Annotated in this window: 14 protein-coding genes; 5 read left to right on the forward strand and 9 right to left on the reverse strand. The window is 70.9% G+C overall.

Going from position 1 to position 16,463, the window contains the following annotated elements; translation table 11 throughout:
• Nucleotides 1-74: 74 nt before the first annotated feature.
• Together I3F54_RS07620 and I3F54_RS07625 are read right to left on the reverse strand one after the other, a co-directional pair.
• Complete coding sequence (locus I3F54_RS07620; RefSeq protein WP_240117850.1) at nucleotides 75-1,046, reverse strand: pirin family protein; 972 nt, start codon at nucleotides 1,044-1,046, stop codon at nucleotides 75-77.
• A 228-nt stretch (nucleotides 1,047-1,274) separates the two neighbouring features.
• The gene (locus tag I3F54_RS07625; protein WP_240117851.1) at nucleotides 1,275-1,748 is read right to left on the reverse strand and encodes an SseB family protein; all 474 of its coding nucleotides are present in this window, start codon (nucleotides 1,746-1,748) and stop codon (nucleotides 1,275-1,277) included.
• Between the two features lie 151 nt (nucleotides 1,749-1,899).
• Between I3F54_RS07625 and I3F54_RS07630 the strand changes: the two genes are divergently transcribed.
• On the forward strand, nucleotides 1,900-3,726 hold the full coding sequence (locus tag I3F54_RS07630; protein WP_240117852.1) for an acyl-CoA dehydrogenase: 1,827 nt from the start codon (nucleotides 1,900-1,902) through the stop codon (nucleotides 3,724-3,726).
• 149 nt (nucleotides 3,727-3,875) lie between these two features.
• Entirely contained in the window at nucleotides 3,876-5,168 is a 1,293-nt protein-coding gene (locus I3F54_RS07635; RefSeq protein WP_240117853.1) for a M18 family aminopeptidase, read from the forward strand.
• 287 nt (nucleotides 5,169-5,455) lie between these two features.
• On the opposite strand, the gene I3F54_RS07640 is transcribed toward I3F54_RS07635, so the two are convergent.
• Entirely contained in the window at nucleotides 5,456-5,878 is a 423-nt protein-coding gene (locus I3F54_RS07640; RefSeq protein WP_240117854.1) for a cupin domain-containing protein, read from the reverse strand.
• Nucleotides 5,879-5,929: 51 nt separating this feature from the next.
• Between I3F54_RS07640 and I3F54_RS07645 the strand changes: the two genes are divergently transcribed.
• Nucleotides 5,930-6,913 (forward strand): helix-turn-helix domain-containing protein, encoded by a 984-nt coding sequence (locus I3F54_RS07645; RefSeq protein WP_240117855.1) that lies wholly within the window; start codon nucleotides 5,930-5,932, stop codon nucleotides 6,911-6,913.
• Nucleotides 6,910-7,404, forward strand: coding sequence for an LURP-one-related/scramblase family protein (locus tag I3F54_RS07650; protein ID WP_240117856.1), 495 nt, complete (start codon nucleotides 6,910-6,912; stop codon nucleotides 7,402-7,404). Before I3F54_RS07645 ends, I3F54_RS07650 begins: the two co-directional genes overlap by 4 nt.
• A 198-nt stretch (nucleotides 7,405-7,602) precedes the next feature.
• On the opposite strand, the gene I3F54_RS07655 is transcribed toward I3F54_RS07650, so the two are convergent.
• Complete coding sequence (locus I3F54_RS07655) at nucleotides 7,603-8,400, reverse strand: carbon-nitrogen family hydrolase (protein WP_240117857.1); 798 nt, start codon at nucleotides 8,398-8,400, stop codon at nucleotides 7,603-7,605.
• Between the two features lie 243 nt (nucleotides 8,401-8,643).
• Here I3F54_RS07655 and I3F54_RS07660 point away from each other — a divergent pair, with 243 nt between their 5' ends.
• A complete protein-coding gene (locus tag I3F54_RS07660) occupies nucleotides 8,644-9,468 on the forward strand; it encodes a maleylpyruvate isomerase family mycothiol-dependent enzyme (RefSeq protein ID WP_240117858.1) in 825 nt (274 codons plus the stop codon).
• A gap of 319 nt (nucleotides 9,469-9,787) precedes the next feature.
• Here I3F54_RS07660 and I3F54_RS07665 read toward each other — a convergent pair whose 3' ends face one another.
• The 5 genes from I3F54_RS07665 to pdhA all read right to left on the reverse strand — a co-directional run bounded on the left by I3F54_RS07665 (nucleotide 9,788) and on the right by pdhA (nucleotide 15,749).
• Nucleotides 9,788-11,110, reverse strand: coding sequence for a nitrate/nitrite transporter (locus tag I3F54_RS07665; RefSeq protein WP_240117859.1), 1,323 nt, complete (start codon nucleotides 11,108-11,110; stop codon nucleotides 9,788-9,790).
• Complete coding sequence (locus tag I3F54_RS07670; protein ID WP_240117860.1) at nucleotides 11,107-11,769, reverse strand: GntR family transcriptional regulator; 663 nt, start codon at nucleotides 11,767-11,769, stop codon at nucleotides 11,107-11,109. Before I3F54_RS07670 ends, I3F54_RS07665 begins: the two co-directional genes overlap by 4 nt.
• 407 nt (nucleotides 11,770-12,176) lie before the next feature.
• A complete protein-coding gene (locus I3F54_RS07675) occupies nucleotides 12,177-13,577 on the reverse strand; it encodes a dihydrolipoamide acetyltransferase family protein (RefSeq protein WP_240117861.1) in 1,401 nt (466 codons plus the stop codon).
• Between the two features lie 10 nt (nucleotides 13,578-13,587).
• Entirely contained in the window at nucleotides 13,588-14,568 is a 981-nt protein-coding gene (locus I3F54_RS07680) for an alpha-ketoacid dehydrogenase subunit beta (protein WP_240117862.1), read from the reverse strand.
• Between the two features lie 2 nt (nucleotides 14,569-14,570).
• A complete protein-coding gene (pdhA, locus tag I3F54_RS07685; protein WP_240117863.1) occupies nucleotides 14,571-15,749 on the reverse strand; it encodes a pyruvate dehydrogenase (acetyl-transferring) E1 component subunit alpha in 1,179 nt (392 codons plus the stop codon).
• Nucleotides 15,750-16,463 lie beyond the last annotated feature (714 nt).

Raw genomic sequence — 16,463 nt, forward strand, 5'->3', positions numbered from 1 at the left:
ACCCTGTCCCGCCGGGGACACCCGGGGGAGTGAGCCGCCGCCCCGGGCGCGCCCCGGTGCCGTTCCGGCGGGTCCTACAGCCCGCCCTCCTCCATCCCGTGCACGGCCGGGACCGTTCCCAGGCGGCCCTTCTGGAAGTCCTCGAAGGCCTGCATCAGCTCGTCCCTGGTGTTCATCACGAACGGCCCGTAGTGGGCCATCGGCTCACGGATGGGCTGTCCGCCGAGGAGGACGACCTCCAGGTCCGGCGTGTGGGAGTCCTGCTTGTCGTCGGCGCGGACGGTCAGCGTGCCGCCGTCGCCGAAGACCGCGGTCTGGCCCAGGTGGACCGGGCGCCGCTCGGCGCCCACCGATCCGCGCCCGGCCAGCACGTAGGCGAGGCCGTTGAAGTCCTCGCGCCACGGCAGGGTGATCTCCGCGCCCGGCGCCAGCGTCGCGTGGACCATGGTGATCGGCGTGTGGGTGATGCCGGGACCGGCGTGGCCGTCCAGCTCACCGGCGATGACGCGCAGCAGCGCGCCGCCGTCCGGGGAGGTCAGCAGCTGGACGCTGCCGCCGCGGATGTCCTGGTAGCGCGGGGGCATCATCTTGTCCTCGGCAGGGAGGTTCACCCACAGCTGGAGGCCGTGGAAGAGCCCTCCGGACATGACGAGGTGCTCCGGCGGGGCCTCGATGTGCAGCAGGCCGGAGCCGGCCGTCATCCACTGGGTGTCGCCGTTGGTGATGGTGCCGCCCCCGCCGTTGCTGTCCTGGTGGTCGAAGATCCCGTCGATGATGTAGGTGACGGTCTCGAAGCCGCGGTGCGGGTGCCAGGGGGTGCCCTTCGGCTCCCCGGGCTGGTAATCCACCTCACCCATCTGGTCCATCATGATGAACGGGTCGAGGTGGCGGTAGTTGATTCCCGCGAACGCCCGGCGTACCGGGAAGCCCTCACCCTCGAACCCGCTCGGCGCGGTCGTGACCGCGAGCACGGGGCGGGCCGTGGCGCCGGCGGGAGCGGTCACGCGGGGCAGCGTCAACGGGTTCTCGACGGTCACTGCAGGCATGTGGGTACCTCCTCGGTCTAACGCCAACTTTAGTTGAGCGTTGAACTTCTTGCCACCCATGAACGAAGAAAGCCCGGAGGGCATTCCCTCCGGGCTCGCGCCACGGCAAAGCCGTGGGACAAAGGCCTCAGCAGCACGTCCGGCACATCGGGGCGACGGCGCCTGCCGCACGGGCGGCGCATCGCCAAGACGACCCGGCCGGCCATCCGGCACATCGGGACGACGGCGTCAGCCGTACATCCGGCGCATCGCGAAGTCGACCATCTGCTCGACCGCCTTCGCATCGAAGACCATGCGGTGCTCACCCTCCATGTCGACGACGAAGCCGTAGCCGGTCGGCAGCAGGTCGATCACCTCCGCGCCGGTGATCACGAAGTACTTGGACTCCTTGCCCGCGTACCGGCGCAGCTCCTTCAGCGAGGTGAACATGGGGATCACCGGCTGCTGGGTGCTGTGCAGGGCGAGGAAACCCGGGGTGTCGCCGCGCGGGCAGTACACCTTGGACGTGGCGAAGACCTGCTGGAAGTCCTCGGCGGAGATCTGGCCGGTGGTGAAGGCACGCACCGCGTCCGCGAGGGAGGGCGGGGACGGCTCCGGGTACAGCGGCTGCTGCTGCCCGTATCCGCCGGACATCGGCTGCTGGGGCGCGGCGTACTGCTGCTGCGCGGTGCCCCCGTCCATGGTCTGGCCGTATCCGTACATGCACCAAAGAGTAACGAGTCACAGATGTGCGGATCGGGGTTGCTTCTTATTACTGACGGGTAGCATCATCGGAGCTACTTGTTGGTACGTGAACTAGTGCGAGGATCCACAACCAGTGCCTCGCCGATCCCTCTCTAACGGAGCCGTCGCCATGGGGCACTACAAGTCGAATCTCCGAGACATCGAGTTCAACCTCTTCGAAGTACTGGGACGCGACAAGCTGTACGGCACCGGCCCGTTCGAGGAGATGGACACCGAGACCGCCAAGAGCGTCCTGGAGGAGCTGACCCGCCTCGCCGAGAACGAGCTCGCGGAGTCCTTCGCCGACGCCGACCGCAACCCGCCGGTCTTCGACCCGGAGACCAACACCGCGCCGGTCCCGGCCTCCTTCAAGAAGAGCTACAAGGCCTTCATGGACTCCGAGTACTGGCGCCTGGGCCTGTCGGAGGAGATCGGCGGGACCACCGCCCCGCCGTCCCTGATCTGGGCGTACGCGGAGCTCGTCCTCGGCTCGAACCCGGCCGTGTGGATGTACTCCTCCGGCCCGGCCTTCGCCAACATCCTCTTCGAGGAGGGCAACGAGGTCCAGAAGAAGATCGCCCGGATCGCCGTCGAGAAGACCTGGGGCTCCACCATGGTCCTCACCGAGCCCGACGCGGGCTCCGACGTCGGCGCCGGCCGCACCAGGGCGGTCCGGCAGGAGGACGGTTCCTGGCACATCGAGGGCGTGAAGCGCTTCATCACCTCCGGTGAGCACGACATGGAGGAGAACATCCTCCACTACGTCCTCGCCCGCCCCGAGGGTGCCGGCCCCGGCACCAAGGGCCTGTCCCTCTTCCTCGTCCCGAAGTACCTCTTCGACTTCGAGACCGGCGAGCTGGGCGAGCGCAACGGCGTCTACGCCACCAACGTCGAGCACAAGATGGGCCTGAAGGCCTCCAACACCTGCGAGATGACGTTCGGCGACCAGCACCCCGCCAAGGGCTGGCTGATCGGGGACAGGCACGACGGCATCCGCCAGATGTTCCGCATCATCGAGTTCGCCCGCATGATGGTCGGCACGAAGGCGATCTCCACCCTGTCGACCGGCTACCTCAACGCGCTGGAGTACGCCAAGGAGCGGGTCCAGGGTCCCGACCTGGCGAACTTCATGGACAAGAGCGCCCCCAAGGTCACCATCACCCACCACCCCGACGTGCGCCGCTCGCTGATGACGCAGAAGGCGTACGCGGAGGGCATGCGCGCGCTCGTCCTCTACACCGCCTCCGTCCAGGACGCCATCGCCGTCAAGGAGGCGAACGGCGAGGACGCCAAGACCGAGCACGCCCTCAACGACCTGCTCCTGCCGATCGTCAAGGGCTACGGCTCCGAGAAGGGCTACGAGCAGCTCGCCCAGTCGCTCCAGACCTTCGGCGGCTCCGGCTTCCTGCAGGAGTACCCGATCGAGCAGTACATCCGCGACGCCAAGATCGACACCCTGTACGAGGGCACCACCGCCATCCAGGGCCAGGACTTCTTCTTCCGGAAGATCGTCCGCAACCAGGGCGCCGCCCTCAACTCCCTCGCCGAGGACATCAAGAAGTTCCTCGCCCTCGGCACCGGCGGCGAGGAGCTGGCCGGCGCCCGCGAGCACCTCGCCAAGGCCGCCGTCGAGCTGGAGGCCATCGTCGGCCTGATGCTGACCGACCTCGCGGCCACCGAGCAGGACGTCAAGAACATCTACAAGGTCGGTCTCAACACCACCCGCCTGCTCCTGGCCTCCGGTGACGTGATCGTCGGCTACCTGCTCCTCAAGGGCGCCGCGATCGCCGCCGAGAAGCTGGAGACCGCCGCGGCGAAGGACAGGGCCTTCTACACCGGCAAGATCGCGGCGGCGAAGTTCTTCGCGGCCAACGTCCTGCCCGGCGTCACCCTGGCGCGCAAGATCGCCGCGGACGTCGAGCTGGACCTGATGGAGCTGGACGAGGCCGCGTTCTAGGACCGGACACACGGAACGAGGCCGCGTTCCCGGACGCATGGGACAGCAAAGGACAGCTCTGGACAGCTGAACCTCCTTCCACACCCTCCTCACGAGGGCCCGCTCCCTTCGACCGGGAGCGGGCCCTCGTCCGTCGTTAAGGTGAACCCATGAGCGAACCCTCACGCTTCGACCGCGGCCACACCGACGACCTGATGTCCTTCCTCGCGGCGAGCCCGTCGCCGTACCACGCCGTGGCGAACACCGCCGCGCGTCTGGAGAAGGCCGGCTTCCGGCAGGTCGCCGAGACGGACGCCTGGGACGGGACCAGCGGCGGCAAGTACGTGCTGCGCGGCGGCGCCGTCGTGGCCTGGTACGTCCCCGAGGGCGCCGCGGCACACACGCCGTTCCGGATCGTCGGCGCACACACCGACTCCCCCAACCTGCGCGTCAAGCCACTGCCGGACACCGGGGCGCACGGCTGGCGCCAGGTGGCCGTCGAGATCTACGGCGGCCCCCTGCTGAACTCCTGGCTCGACCGCGACCTCGGCCTCGCCGGCCGGCTCACCCTGCGGGACGGCTCCACCCGCCTGGTGAACGTGGACCGCCCGCTGCTGCGCGTCCCGCAGCTCGCCATCCACCTGGACCGCGCGGTCAACGCCGACGGCCTCAAGCTCGACAAGCAGCGCCACCTGCAGCCCGTGTGGGGCCTCGCCGACACCGTGCGCGACGGCGACCTCATCACCTTCCTGGAAGAGGAGACCGGCCTCGCCGAGGGCGAGATCACCGGCTGGGACCTCATGGTCCACTCCGTGGAGCCCCCCGCCCACCTCGGCCGCGACCGCGAACTCGTCGCGGGCCCGCGCATGGACAACCTGCTGTCCGTGCACGCCGGGGTGGCCGCCCTGACCGCGGTCACCGGCCGCGACCTGTCCTGCATCCCCGTCCTGGCCGCCTTCGACCACGAGGAGAACGGCTCCCAGAGCGACACCGGTGCCGACGGCCCGCTGCTCGGCAGCGTCCTGGAGCGCTCGGTCTTCGCGCGCGGCGGCACCTTCGAGGACCGGGCCAGAGCCTTCGCCGGCACCGTCTGCCTGTCCTCCGACACCGGCCACGCCGTGCACCCCAACTACGCCGAGCGGCACGACCCGACGCACCACCCCCGGGTCAACGGCGGCCCCATCCTCAAGGTCAACGTCAACAACCGCTACGCCACGGACGGTTCGGGCCGCGCGATCTGGGCCGCGGCCTGCGAGAAGGCGGACGTCCCCTTCCAGTCCTTCGTCTCCAACAACTCCATGCCCTGCGGCACCACCATCGGTCCCATCACCGCGGCCCGCCACGGCATCCGGACCGTCGACATCGGCGTGGCGATCCTGTCCATGCACAGCGCCCGCGAACTGTGCGGCGTGGACGACCCGCACCTGCTGGCGAACGCGCTGGTGGCGTTCCTCGACGGCTAGGAGACTGCTGAAAATCCTGCTTGGGGTGCCCGAGTCGCCGCGGTTCGCTGATAGATGTCGATCGGGGCAATCTGGTGCAAGGTGGGCGCGTTTTCAAGATCTTCAAGACGCTCCTAGCAGTGCCGTGACCGGAAAGGTCTGCCGGACGGCTCGCGGCGTCCGGTGCGGTGCGCCGCAACGCGGAGCATCGCCCGCGTACTGCATGTGCCGGGGGCGGCAGCGCGGCAGGATGCCGCACCGGGCGTCGCGAGCCGGTGACGCCTTCCGGTCACAGCGCCGGGGCTCTGTCAAGGGTGCCGCCCCTCCACCGGCGGTCGGGCCAGCGCGTGACCGGTCGTGGCGTCCACATGCTCCGGGACGTCGTCATGACGGTCGCCGACGGTCAGGGTCCCGGTCGGTTCGAGGAGCAGGATCTCGGTGGGCACGGGCGCGTACGGCTTGTGCCCGGTGCCGCGGGGGACCGTGAAGACGGAGCCCCGGGGGAGGACCACGGTGCGCTCGCCGCCGGCCTCGCGCAGAGCGATGCGCAGCTCACCGGCCAGAACCAGGAAGAACTCGTCGGTGTCGTCGTGGACGTGCCAGAGGTGCTCGCCCTCGACCTTCGCGACGCGCACGTCGTAGTCGTTGACGGCGGTGACGATGCGGGGGCTCCACTGCTCGGTGAAGGAGGCGAGCGCGTCGGGCAGGGAGACGGGTTCACTGGATGCCATGGCGCCATCGTCGCCGTGGCGGGCCCGGCGCACGAGTGCTAGAAATCGCATATGCCGCAAGGATCCTCGCACCGCGTCGTGCTGATGGTCGACGAGAACTCCAACCCGTTCGAGATGAGCTGCGCCATCGAGGTCTTCGGGCTGCCGCGCCCCGAGCTGGGCCGGGACCTGTACGACTTCCGGCTGTGCGCCGCCGCGCCCGAGACGCGGATGCGGGACGGGTTCTTCACCCTCACCGGCGTCGCGGACCTCCGGGCGGCCGATGAGGCGGACACGCTCATCGTGCCGAACCGGCCCGACACCGACGCCCCGCGAGCCCCGCACGTCCTGGACACCGTGCGCCGCGCCCACGCGCGCGGTGCCCGCCTCGTCGGCTTCTGCTCCGGCGCGTTCACCCTCGCGGAGGCCGGCCTGCTGCACGGCCGCCCGGCGGCCTGCCACTGGATGTGGGCGGACTCCTTCCGCGCCCGCTTCCCCGGCGTACACCTCGACCAGGACGTGCTGTTCGTCGACGACGGCGACATCCTCACCGCGTCGGGCAGCGCGTCCGCGCTCGACCTCAGCCTCCACGTGGTGCGCCGCGACCACGGCGCCGAGATCGCCAACCACGTCTCCCGGCGCCTGGTGTTCGCGGCACACCGCGACGGCGGGCAGCAGCAGTTCGTGGAACGCCCGGTCCCGCACATCAGGGACGAATCCCTCGCCCCGGTACTGACCTGGGCGCAGGAACGGCTCGGTGAACCGCTGACGGTGGCCGACCTCGCGGCCCGAGCGCGGGTCAGCCAGGCCACCCTCCACCGGCGTTTCCGCGCGCAGCTCGGGACGACACCGCTCGCGTGGCTGACCGGCGAGCGCGTGAACCTCGCCCGCCGGTTCATCGAGCGCGGCGAGGAACGGCTGGACGTGGTCGCGGCGCGCAGCGGCCTGGGCACGGCCGCCAATCTGCGGGCCCGGCTCCGGCGCGAGACGGGTCTCAGCCCGTCGGCCTACCGGCGGCGTTTCGGACCGTCCGGTGGGGAACCGGTCACCTCATGAGATACCTCGTACGGGAACGGCTCCTCGGCTTCGGCGACGACTACTGGATCGAGGACGACCGGGGCGACAAGGTGTTCCTCGTGGACGGCAAGGCGATGCGGCTGCGGGACACCTTCGAGCTGAAGGACGCGCGCGGGCGGGTGCTCGTCGACATCCGGCAGAAACTGTTCGCCCTGCGCGACACGATGATCATCGAGCGGGACGACGAACCGCTGGCGAGGATCCGCCGCAAACGGCTGTCGCTGCTGCGCAACCACTACCGGGTGTCCCTCGCCGACGGCACCGCCCTCGACGTCAGCGGCAAGATCCTCGACCGCGAGTTCGCCGTCGAGTACGACGGGGAACTCCTCGCCGTCGTCTCCCGCCGCTGGCTCACCGTCCGGGACACCTACGGCGTGGACGTGGTCCGCGAGGACGCGGACCCGGCGCTGCTGATCGCGGTGGCGGTGTGCGTGATCCAGCTGGCGGAGAAGGAGCGGGAGGAGGACTGAACGCTCCGCGGGGAGCGCCGGGGCATGACGCCGGTCGGCCGCGGCGCCGTCGTGGCCGGTCGCGCAGTTCCCCGAGCCCCTTCGAGGCGCTCCCGAACCGCGGCGGACCCGGCCCGGCCTGCTCGGCCGGGCGCCCGGCCGGGAAGCAGATCCGAAGCAGATCCGGGGACGGGGACGCCCTTCGCGGGGCCCCGCGGGTCACCGGTGCGGTGCCTCCAGCCCCAGCACGCGGTCCTTCAGGGCGGGGAACTGGTCCCGCGTCGCGGCCACCTTCGCCGGGTCGAACGAGACGCGGAGGACCTCCTCGCCGGGACCCGCCTCCGCCAGCACCTCACCCCACGGATCGACCACGATCGAGTGACCGGCCTGCGGAACTCCGGCGTGCGTCCCGGCCGTTCCACAGGCGAGCACGAACGCCTGGTTCTCCACCGCCCGCGCCTGAGCCAGCAGCGTCCAGTGCGCCCGGCGGCGTTCCGGCCAGCCCGCCGGGATCACCAGGGTCTCGGCGCCGGCATCGACGAGGCCACGGAAGAGTTCGGGGAAACGGAGGTCGTAACAGGTCGCCACACCCAGGGTCGTCCCGGGCAGACGGACTGTCACCAGCTCCCGCCCCGCACCCATCAGCACGGCCTCGCCCTCGTCGAAGCCGAAGCGGTGGATCTTGCGGTAGGCGGCGACGAGGTCACCGGAGGGAGAGAAGACGACGGACGTGTTGTACAGCGGTCCTTCCGGGTCCCGCTCGGGGATGGATCCGGCGTGCAGCCACACCCCCGCGTCGCTCGCGGCCTTGGCCATCGCCTCGCAGGTCGGCCCCTCCAGCGTCTCGGCCTCGGTGCCGTACTGCTCGTAGGCGAAGGCCCCGGTGGTCCACAGCTCGGGAAGGACGACGAGGTCGGCGGCTCCGGCTTGTTCTCGCACCAGCGCAGCGACGCGCTCCCGGCGCGACACGACCGATTCGTCCTCGCTTACGGCGATCTGGATGAGAGAAGCGCGCACACTACCACCGTCCTGGCGTCGAGCCGTCCACCGGGGCGTCCCCACGGACGTCCTCACGGGCCTACGATCGTCACACGAAAGCACTGCCGGGGTGCCTCAGAGCAGCGTAACTTGGGGGTCCTCCCAGCTTGAGCGAAGACGAGAGCCGGGGAGATTTTCAAGACACCCGACGAGTGCAGCCGCCTCCCACTGGCAACGCCGCCACCACCTGCCCGTGTACCAACCGCCGAGGGGTCCCGTTCCGTGAGTCTGCATCCCACTCTCCAGCCCTATGCCGATGCCTGGACCCACTCCATCGAAGCGATAACCGAGCTGGTGCAGCCACTGGCGGAGGCTGACTGGAACCGCCGTACCCCGTGCCCGGCCTGGTCGGTGCGCGACGTCGTGTCGCACGTGATCGGCCTGGACTGCGAGATGCTCGGCGACCCGCGGCCCATCCACACCCTGCCGCGCGACCTGTTCCACGTCACCAACGACCACCAGCGCTACACGGAGATGCAGGTCGACGTGCGTCGGCACCACACGTCGCCGGAGATGACGTCCGAGCTGGAGTACACGATCATCCGCCGCAACCGCCAGCTGCGGAACGAGTCCCGGAACCCGGGCACCAAGGTCCGCGGCCCCCTCGGCACGGAACTCACCCTCGCGGAGGCCATGCGCAACCACGCCTTCGACGTGTGGGTGCACGAGCAGGACCTGCGCACCGCCCTCGGCCGGCCCGGCGATCTCGACTCCCCCGGCGCGCTCGTCGCCCGCGACGTCCTGCTCGACGCGCTTCCGGTCGTCGTCGCCGAGCGTGCGCAGGCGCCCCGCAGTTCGGCCGTCGTCTTCGACGTGCACGGTCCGGTGGAGTTCCTGCGCACCATCCGCATCGACATCCAGGGCCGCGGCACCCTGGAGACGGCTCCGGCTCTCGGCCCCGCCGCCGCCCTCACCCTGGACTGGGAGACCTACGTCCGCCTGGCCTGCGGCCGGGTGACGGTGGAGGCGGTGTCGGACCGGCTGAAGCTGGAGGGCGACCAGAACCTGACGTCGGCGATCCTGCGCAACTTCACGGTGACGCCGTAGCGCTCACGCCACGTCCGCACGGCTGTGGGCGGCACCGAGCCGCCGAGCCGTGAACGGTCCGGCACAGGCACGGGTGGGCGGGCGCAACGGGGGGCGCCCGGTGGCACCCTACGCGCGCCCCCGCCCCCGGCCGACGGCGGCACCCGGCACGGCGACCGCACCCCGGCCGGCCTCACGTCCCGGCTCCCCGGACGGAACCGTGCGCATCTGCACCGCAGAACCGCACCCCCTGCGCCCCGGGCGCACACCCGAGACGCGCACCGGCCACCACGCCAACCGGTCACCGCCACCGGCCATCGGCCCCCGCGACCGGCCACCTTCACGCAGGAACGTGCACCGTTTCCACGCGGCTGGCGACCAGCCGTTCCCGCTCCCGCAGGGCGGCCCGCCGCCGCAGCCGCAGGATCTGGGTGACGCCGACGGCCTGGAGCACGAAGACCGCGCAGAAGGCGACGGTGTAGTTGCCGCCCGTCGCGTCGAGCAGCACCCCGACCGCGAACAGCGTGGACATGGAGGCGACGAAACCGCCCATGTTCGTGATGCCGGAGGCCGTGCCCTGCCGCTCCGGCGGGTTCGCCGGGCGCGCGAAGTCGAAACCGATCATCGACGCCGGGCCGCAGGCGCCGAGCACCGCGCACAGCACGACCAGCAGCCACATCGGCGCCCGGCCGGTGGAGGTCAGCGCGGGGCAGGACAGCGTCACCGCCCACACCAGCGCCGTCGCCCCGACCGTGGCGAGCGCCAGCGGCAGCCGCGCCCCGTGGTGACGGGCGACGATCTGGCCGTAGACGAGACCGACGGCCATGTTGGACAGCACGATCAGGGTGAGCAGCTCACCGGCCGTGCCACGGGTCAGGCCCTGCGCCTCGACGAGGAAGGGCAGACCCCACAGCAGCAGGAACACCATCGCGGGGAACTGGGTCGTGAAGTGCACCCACAGCCCCAGTCGCGTGCCCGGCTCCCGCCAGGAGGCGGCGATCTGGCGGCGCACGAAGGAGGCACCCCGGTGCGCCGGCGGCTCCGGCTCGAAGCCCTCGGGGTGGTCCTTCAGGAAGAGACTCACGAGGAGCAGCACCACGGCACCGGCCAGCGCGCTCCCGCCGAACGCCGCGGTCCATCCCAGGCCGTGCAGCAGCCGGGCGAGGACGAGGGTGGAGACGAGATTGCCCGCCATGCCGACGAGGCCGGCGAGCTGGGCGACGAGCGGTCCGCGCCGGGCCGGGAACCAGCGGGTGCCCAGCCGCAGCACACTGATGAAGGTGAGCGCATCACCGCAGCCGAGCAGGGCGCGGGAGGCGAGGGCGGTGCCGTACGAGGGGGAGAACGCGAAGCCGAGCTGCCCGGCCGTGAAGAGCACCGCCCCCATGGTGAGCACCTTTCTGGTGCCGAGCCGGTCGACCAGGAGGCCCACGGGTATCTGCATGCCGGCATAGACCAGCAACTGGAGGATGGAGAAGGTGGACAGCGCCGAGGCGCCGACGTGGAAGCGTTCGACGGCGTCGAGTCCGGCCACACCGAGGGACGTGCGGAAGATGACGGCGACGAAGTAGACGGAGACGCCGACGGCCCAGACGGCCATCGCGCGCCGCCCGCCGGGCGGATCACCCTCAAGCCCGGCCGGGGAAGCCGGGGAGGGCCTCATCGCACCTCTCCCCGGGCCAGGTGGGAGAACCAGCCGACGTGCCGGTGGACGACGGCCACGGCTGCCTCCGCGTCGCCGGAGCGCAGCGCGTCGAGGATCTCCGCGTGCTCGGCGAGGGTCTTGGCGATGCGGTCGGGGTGGGAGTGCATGACGGCGACGCCCATGCGCAGTTGCCGGTCGCGGAGCTGGTCGTACAGGCGGGAGAGGATCGCGTTCCCGCCGCTTCGGACGATCGCGGCGTGGAAGCACCGGTCGGTGACGGCGGCGGCGGCGAAGTCACCCGCGGCGGCCTGGGCCCGCTGCTCGGCCAGGAGTCCCTCCAGCCGCTCGATGAGCGCGGCGGAGGCGGGCACCGCTTTGCGGGCGGCGTGTTCCTCGACAAGCAGTCTGGTCTCGACGACGTCCGCGATCTCCTGCGCGGAGACGGGCAGGACCAGCGCGCCCTTCTTCGGATAGAGCTTGATCAGCCCTTCCACCTCCAGCCGCAGCAGCGCCTCGCGCACGGGGGTCCGGGAGACCCCGACGGCCTCGGCGAGCTCACCCTCGGTCAGCAGGGTGCCGCCCTCGTAACGGCGGTCGAGGACGCCCTGCTTGACGTGGCTGTAGACGCGGTCGGCGGCGGGGGGCTGCTTGACGGGTGCGGGTGGGGCTGGCGACATGCCCACAGGATAGATACAACACGTACGCGTGGAGGATCCCTTTCATCATGCGGACGGTGCGGTACCCGCCGCGGCGACGTGCGGGACGGGCGGCGAGGCGGTGTTCGCCTCCGTCCCCGCCGTCCGGCGCGCGAAGGACGCGCGTCCAGGCTCCTCGGCCACGGCTGCGCCCGACCGGGCCGATGCCCGGGGCACAGCGGTGGAGGGCCTGCTGCCGTCGAAGCGCGGCAGCGGGGCCCGTGCCGTCGCACGCCGAGGGGGGCGGGCGCCGTCGGGGGCGTTCCGGACGGCACGGCCCGGGTAACCGCGCATCCCGTGATGAGCCCCGAAGACGTACACCCCGGACCAAGGGCCCGGGAGCCGCGCCCCTCGGCCCGGGGGGAGGGCGCGCGGCTCGCCTCGGCCGGTTACGACCAGGTCATCAGCCGCTTGGGCTGCTCCAGGATCGCCGCCACGTCCGCGAGGACCTTCGAGCCGAGTTCGCCGTCGACCAGGCGGTGGTCGAAGGACAGCGCGAGCGTGGTGACCTGACGGGGCTTGATCTTGCCCTTGTGGACCCACGGCTGGAGCTTGATCGCGCCGACTGCCAGGATCGCCGACTCGCCCGGGTTGAGGATCGGCGTGCCGGTGTCGACGCCGAAGACGCCGACGTTGGTGATGGTGACGGTGCCGCCCTGCATGGCGGCGGGGGTCGTCTTGCCCTCCTTCGCCGTGGACACCAGGTCCGCCAGGGAGTCCGCCAGCTCGGGCAGGGTCCTGGCGTGGGCGTCCTTGATGTTCGGGACGATCAGTCCGCGGGGGGTGGCCGCTGCGATGCCCAGGTTGACGTAGTGCTTGAGCACGATCTCCTGCGCCGCCTCGTCCCAGGACGCGTTGATGTCCGGGTGGCGGCGGATCGCCAGCAGCAGGGCCTTGGCGATCAGCAGGAGCGGGTTGACCCGCCGGCCCGCGAACTCCTTGTCCTGCTTCAGCTCCTCGACCAGCTTCATCGTGCGCGTGACGTCCACCGTCACGAACTCCGTGACGTGCGGGGCCGTGAACGCGGAGCCGACCATGGCCTGCGCGGTCACCTTGCGGACGCCCTTGACCGGGATGCGGGTCTCCCGGACCCCGTCGAACGACACGGGCGCGGGGGCGGCCTGCGGTGCTGCCGCGGCACGCGGCTCCGCCACAGGTGCCGGCGCCGGCTGCGGGGCCGCCGCGGCATGGACGTCGTCGCGGGTGATGATGCCGTCCGGGCCGGTCGGGACGACCATCGCCAGGTCGACGCCCAGGTCCTTGGCCAGCTTGCGGACCGGCGGCTTGGCCAGCGGGCGGGGCTTCTCCGCCGCCGGGGCCGCGGGAGCCGCGGGGGCGTGGCCGTTCAGCTCCGCCTGGACGGCCGCGGCAGCGGGCGGCACCGCCTTGCGCGGACGGCGCTTGGTGGAGGACGCGGCCACGCCGTAGCCGACGAGAACCGGCTGGCGGGCCTGCGGCTGGGGCTCCTCCGCCCGGGGCTGCTCCGGCACCGCCGGGGCGGCCGGCTCCTCCGCCACGGGGGCGGCGCCGCCCGCCACGTCGACCGCGATGATCGCCGTGCCCACGTCGACCGTGGTGCCCTCGGGGAAGTGCAGCTCGCGGACCACACCGTCGTAGGGGATGGGCAGCTCGACCGCGGCCTTGGCCGTCTCGACCTCGCACACCACCTGACCGTCGGTGACCGCGTCACCGGGCTGGACGTACCACTTGAGGATCTCCGCCTCGGTGAGCCCCTCGCCCACGTCCGGCATCTTGAACTCGCGTACGGACGCTTCCGTCATCGTCGTCACGACCCTCTCCTCAGTACGCCAGGGCGCGGTCGACGGCATCGAGCACCCGGTCCAGACTCGGCAGGTACTCCTCCTCCAGACGCGCCGGCGGGTAGGGGGCGTGGTAGCCGCCGACCCGGAGCACCGGGGCCTCCAGGTGGTAGAAGCAGCGCTCCGTGATACGCGCCGCGATCTCCGCGCCCGAGCCGAAGAACACCGGGGCCTCGTGCACCACGACCAGGCGACGGGTCTTCTCCACCGATGCCTGGACGGCGTCGAAGTCCAGGGGGCTGACCGAGCGCAGGTCCAGGACCTCCAGGTTCTTGCCCTCCTCGGCCGCCGCGTCGGCGGCCTCCTGGCAGAGCTTGACCATCGGGCCGTAGGCGGCCAGCGTCAGGTCGGTGCCCTCACGGACGACCCGGGCCCTGTGCAGCGGATCGGGGATCGCCTCCGTGTTGACCTCGGCCTTGTCCCAGTAGCGCCGCTTCGGCTCGAAGAAGATCACCGGGTCGTCGCTCTGGATCGCCTGCTGCATCATCCAGTAGGCGTCGGAGGCGTTCGACGGCGAGACGACCTTCAGACCGGCCACGTGCGCGAAGAGCGCCTCGGGGGACTCCGAGTGGTGCTCGACCGCGCCGATGCCGCCGCCGTAGGGGATCCGGACGACGACCGGGAGCTTGACCTTGCCCAGGGACCGGGCGTGCATCTTCGCCAGCTGCGTGACGATCTGGTCGTACGCCGGGAACACGAAGCCGTCGAACTGGATCTCCACCACCGGGCGGTAGCCGCGCAGGGCCAGACCGATCGCGGTGCCGACGATGCCCGACTCGGCGAGCGGCGTGTCGATCACCCGGTCCTCACCGAAGTCCTTCTGCAGGCCGTCGGTGACGCGGAAGACACCGCCGAGCTTGCCGACGTCCTCGCCCATGATGACGACCTTGGGGTCGGTCTCCAGGGCGCGGCGCATCGACTCGTTGATCGCCTTGGCCAGAGCCATCTTCTCCGCTGCCATGATCAGACCCCCTCAGCGTCCGCGAACGACGCCTGGTAGGCGGCGAACTGCGCGCGCTCCTCGTCGACGAGCGCATGCCCGTCCGCGTACACGTTCTCGAAGATGGCGAACCGGTCCGGGTCCTGCATGGCGCGGACCGCCTCGCGCACTCGTTTACCCAACGCCTCGCTCTCGGTCTCCAGTTCCGCGAAGAATCCCTCGTCCGCGTGGTTTGAGTCCTCCAGGAACCGGCGAAGGCGCAGGATCGGGTCCTTGGCCTCCCAGGCCTGCCGCTCGTCGTCGTGGCGGTAGCGGGTGGGGTCGTCGGAGGTGGTGTGGGCGCCCATGCGGTACGTCCACGCCTCGATCAGCGCCGGGCCCTCACCTCGCCGGGCGCGTTCCAGGGCCCAGCGGGTGACGGCGAGGGAGGCCAGCACGTCGTTGCCGTCGACGCGGACGCCGGGGAAGCCGAAGCCCTGGGCGCGCTGGTAGAGGGGGACGCGGGTCTGCTTCTCGTTGGACTCCGAGATCGCCCACTGGTTGTTCTGGCAGAAGAACACGACGGGTGCGTTGTAGACCGCGGCGAAGTTGAAGGCCTCGCTCACGTCGCCCTGGCTGGAGGCGCCGTCGCCGAAGTAGGCGATGACCGCGCTGTCCGCGCCGTCCTTGGTGATGCCCATGGCGTAGCCGGTGGCGTGCAGCGCCTGGGAGCCGATGACGATCGTGTAGAGGTGGAAGTTGTTGCCGTTGGGGTCCCAGCCCCCGTTGTTCACGCCGCGGAACATGCCGAGCAGGTTGGTCGGGTCGACACCCCGGCACCAGGCGACACCGTGCTCGCGGTAGGTCGGGAAGACGTAGTCGTCCTCGCGGGTGGCCCGGCCGGAGCCGATCTGGGCGGCCTCCTGGCCGAGCAACGACGCCCACAGGCCCAGCTCGCCCTGGCGCTGCAGGGAGGTGGCCTCGGCGTCGAAGCGGCGGGTGAGCACCATGTCGCGGTACAGACCGCGGAGCTCTTCGGGGGTGATGCCGGCGACGTACTTGTCGTACTCGGCGTTCTTGACGCGCTTTCCTTCGGGCGTCAGCAGTTGTACGAGCTCCGGCTCGGTGCTCGGCGGCTTCTTCGCAGTCGTGCGCTTGCCGGCCGTGCTCTTGGTACCGGCGCTGCGTCGCGGCTGGCGCGCGGCAGTGCTCTCCACGGTCACGTGTGCTCCTCCGTCGGTCCGGCTACCCGGGTTCGCCGGGTGCCAGTGCGGCTCACCTGCTGCCCGGGACGCACGGGGTGGGTGCTGCCCGGTCGGGAACAGGCGTGGCAGGTGCCCCGGCGAGCACCCTGCAACAGGCACGTTACCCAGTGGCCCACATTTCTGTGAAACCCCTCCTGACCTGCGATTTTGCTTGGATTTCCAAGTAAATCGCGTTCAGCGGGAACACTTCCTGGTCACAGCCTTGCAGGGGGCCGGAACAACGGCACGTTATCCCGGTGAGCCAGGACACGGGAAGAGTCCGCCGAAAGGGAGATCCGAAACGGAGATCCACTGGGGGCGAACGCGGGACCAACCCGCCCGCGTGACACTGATCCCGCGCGCGATGAAGGAGAAATCACAGCATTTCCCCTGGACGATCACGAGGTGGTCCGGCGCGGTGCCCGCGAGACGCTCCCGGCCGGGGACGGCGTCGAGGCGGTCGGTGAGGCCGGTACGGCGACAGAGGCCGGGTGCGCATTCCCGCGGCCCGGGTCGGGCGTGTCGTTGCTCGGCGTCCGTCTCCCCCGGCGGCAGCGGCGTCGAGGTGTGCCGGGAGATCCACCTTCCGCGGAACGAATCCGTGCGGTGCCCGGTGCCGGCCCCTTTCGCTGAGCTGCGCCTCGCCGAGAAAGACGATCAAGAATGAGTGTCGTGTCCGCCGCCGGGACCGGG

The sequence above is a fragment of the Streptomyces sp. MUM 2J genome, from assembly GCF_022414535.1.
Taxonomy (GTDB): domain Bacteria; phylum Actinomycetota; class Actinomycetes; order Streptomycetales; family Streptomycetaceae; genus Streptomyces.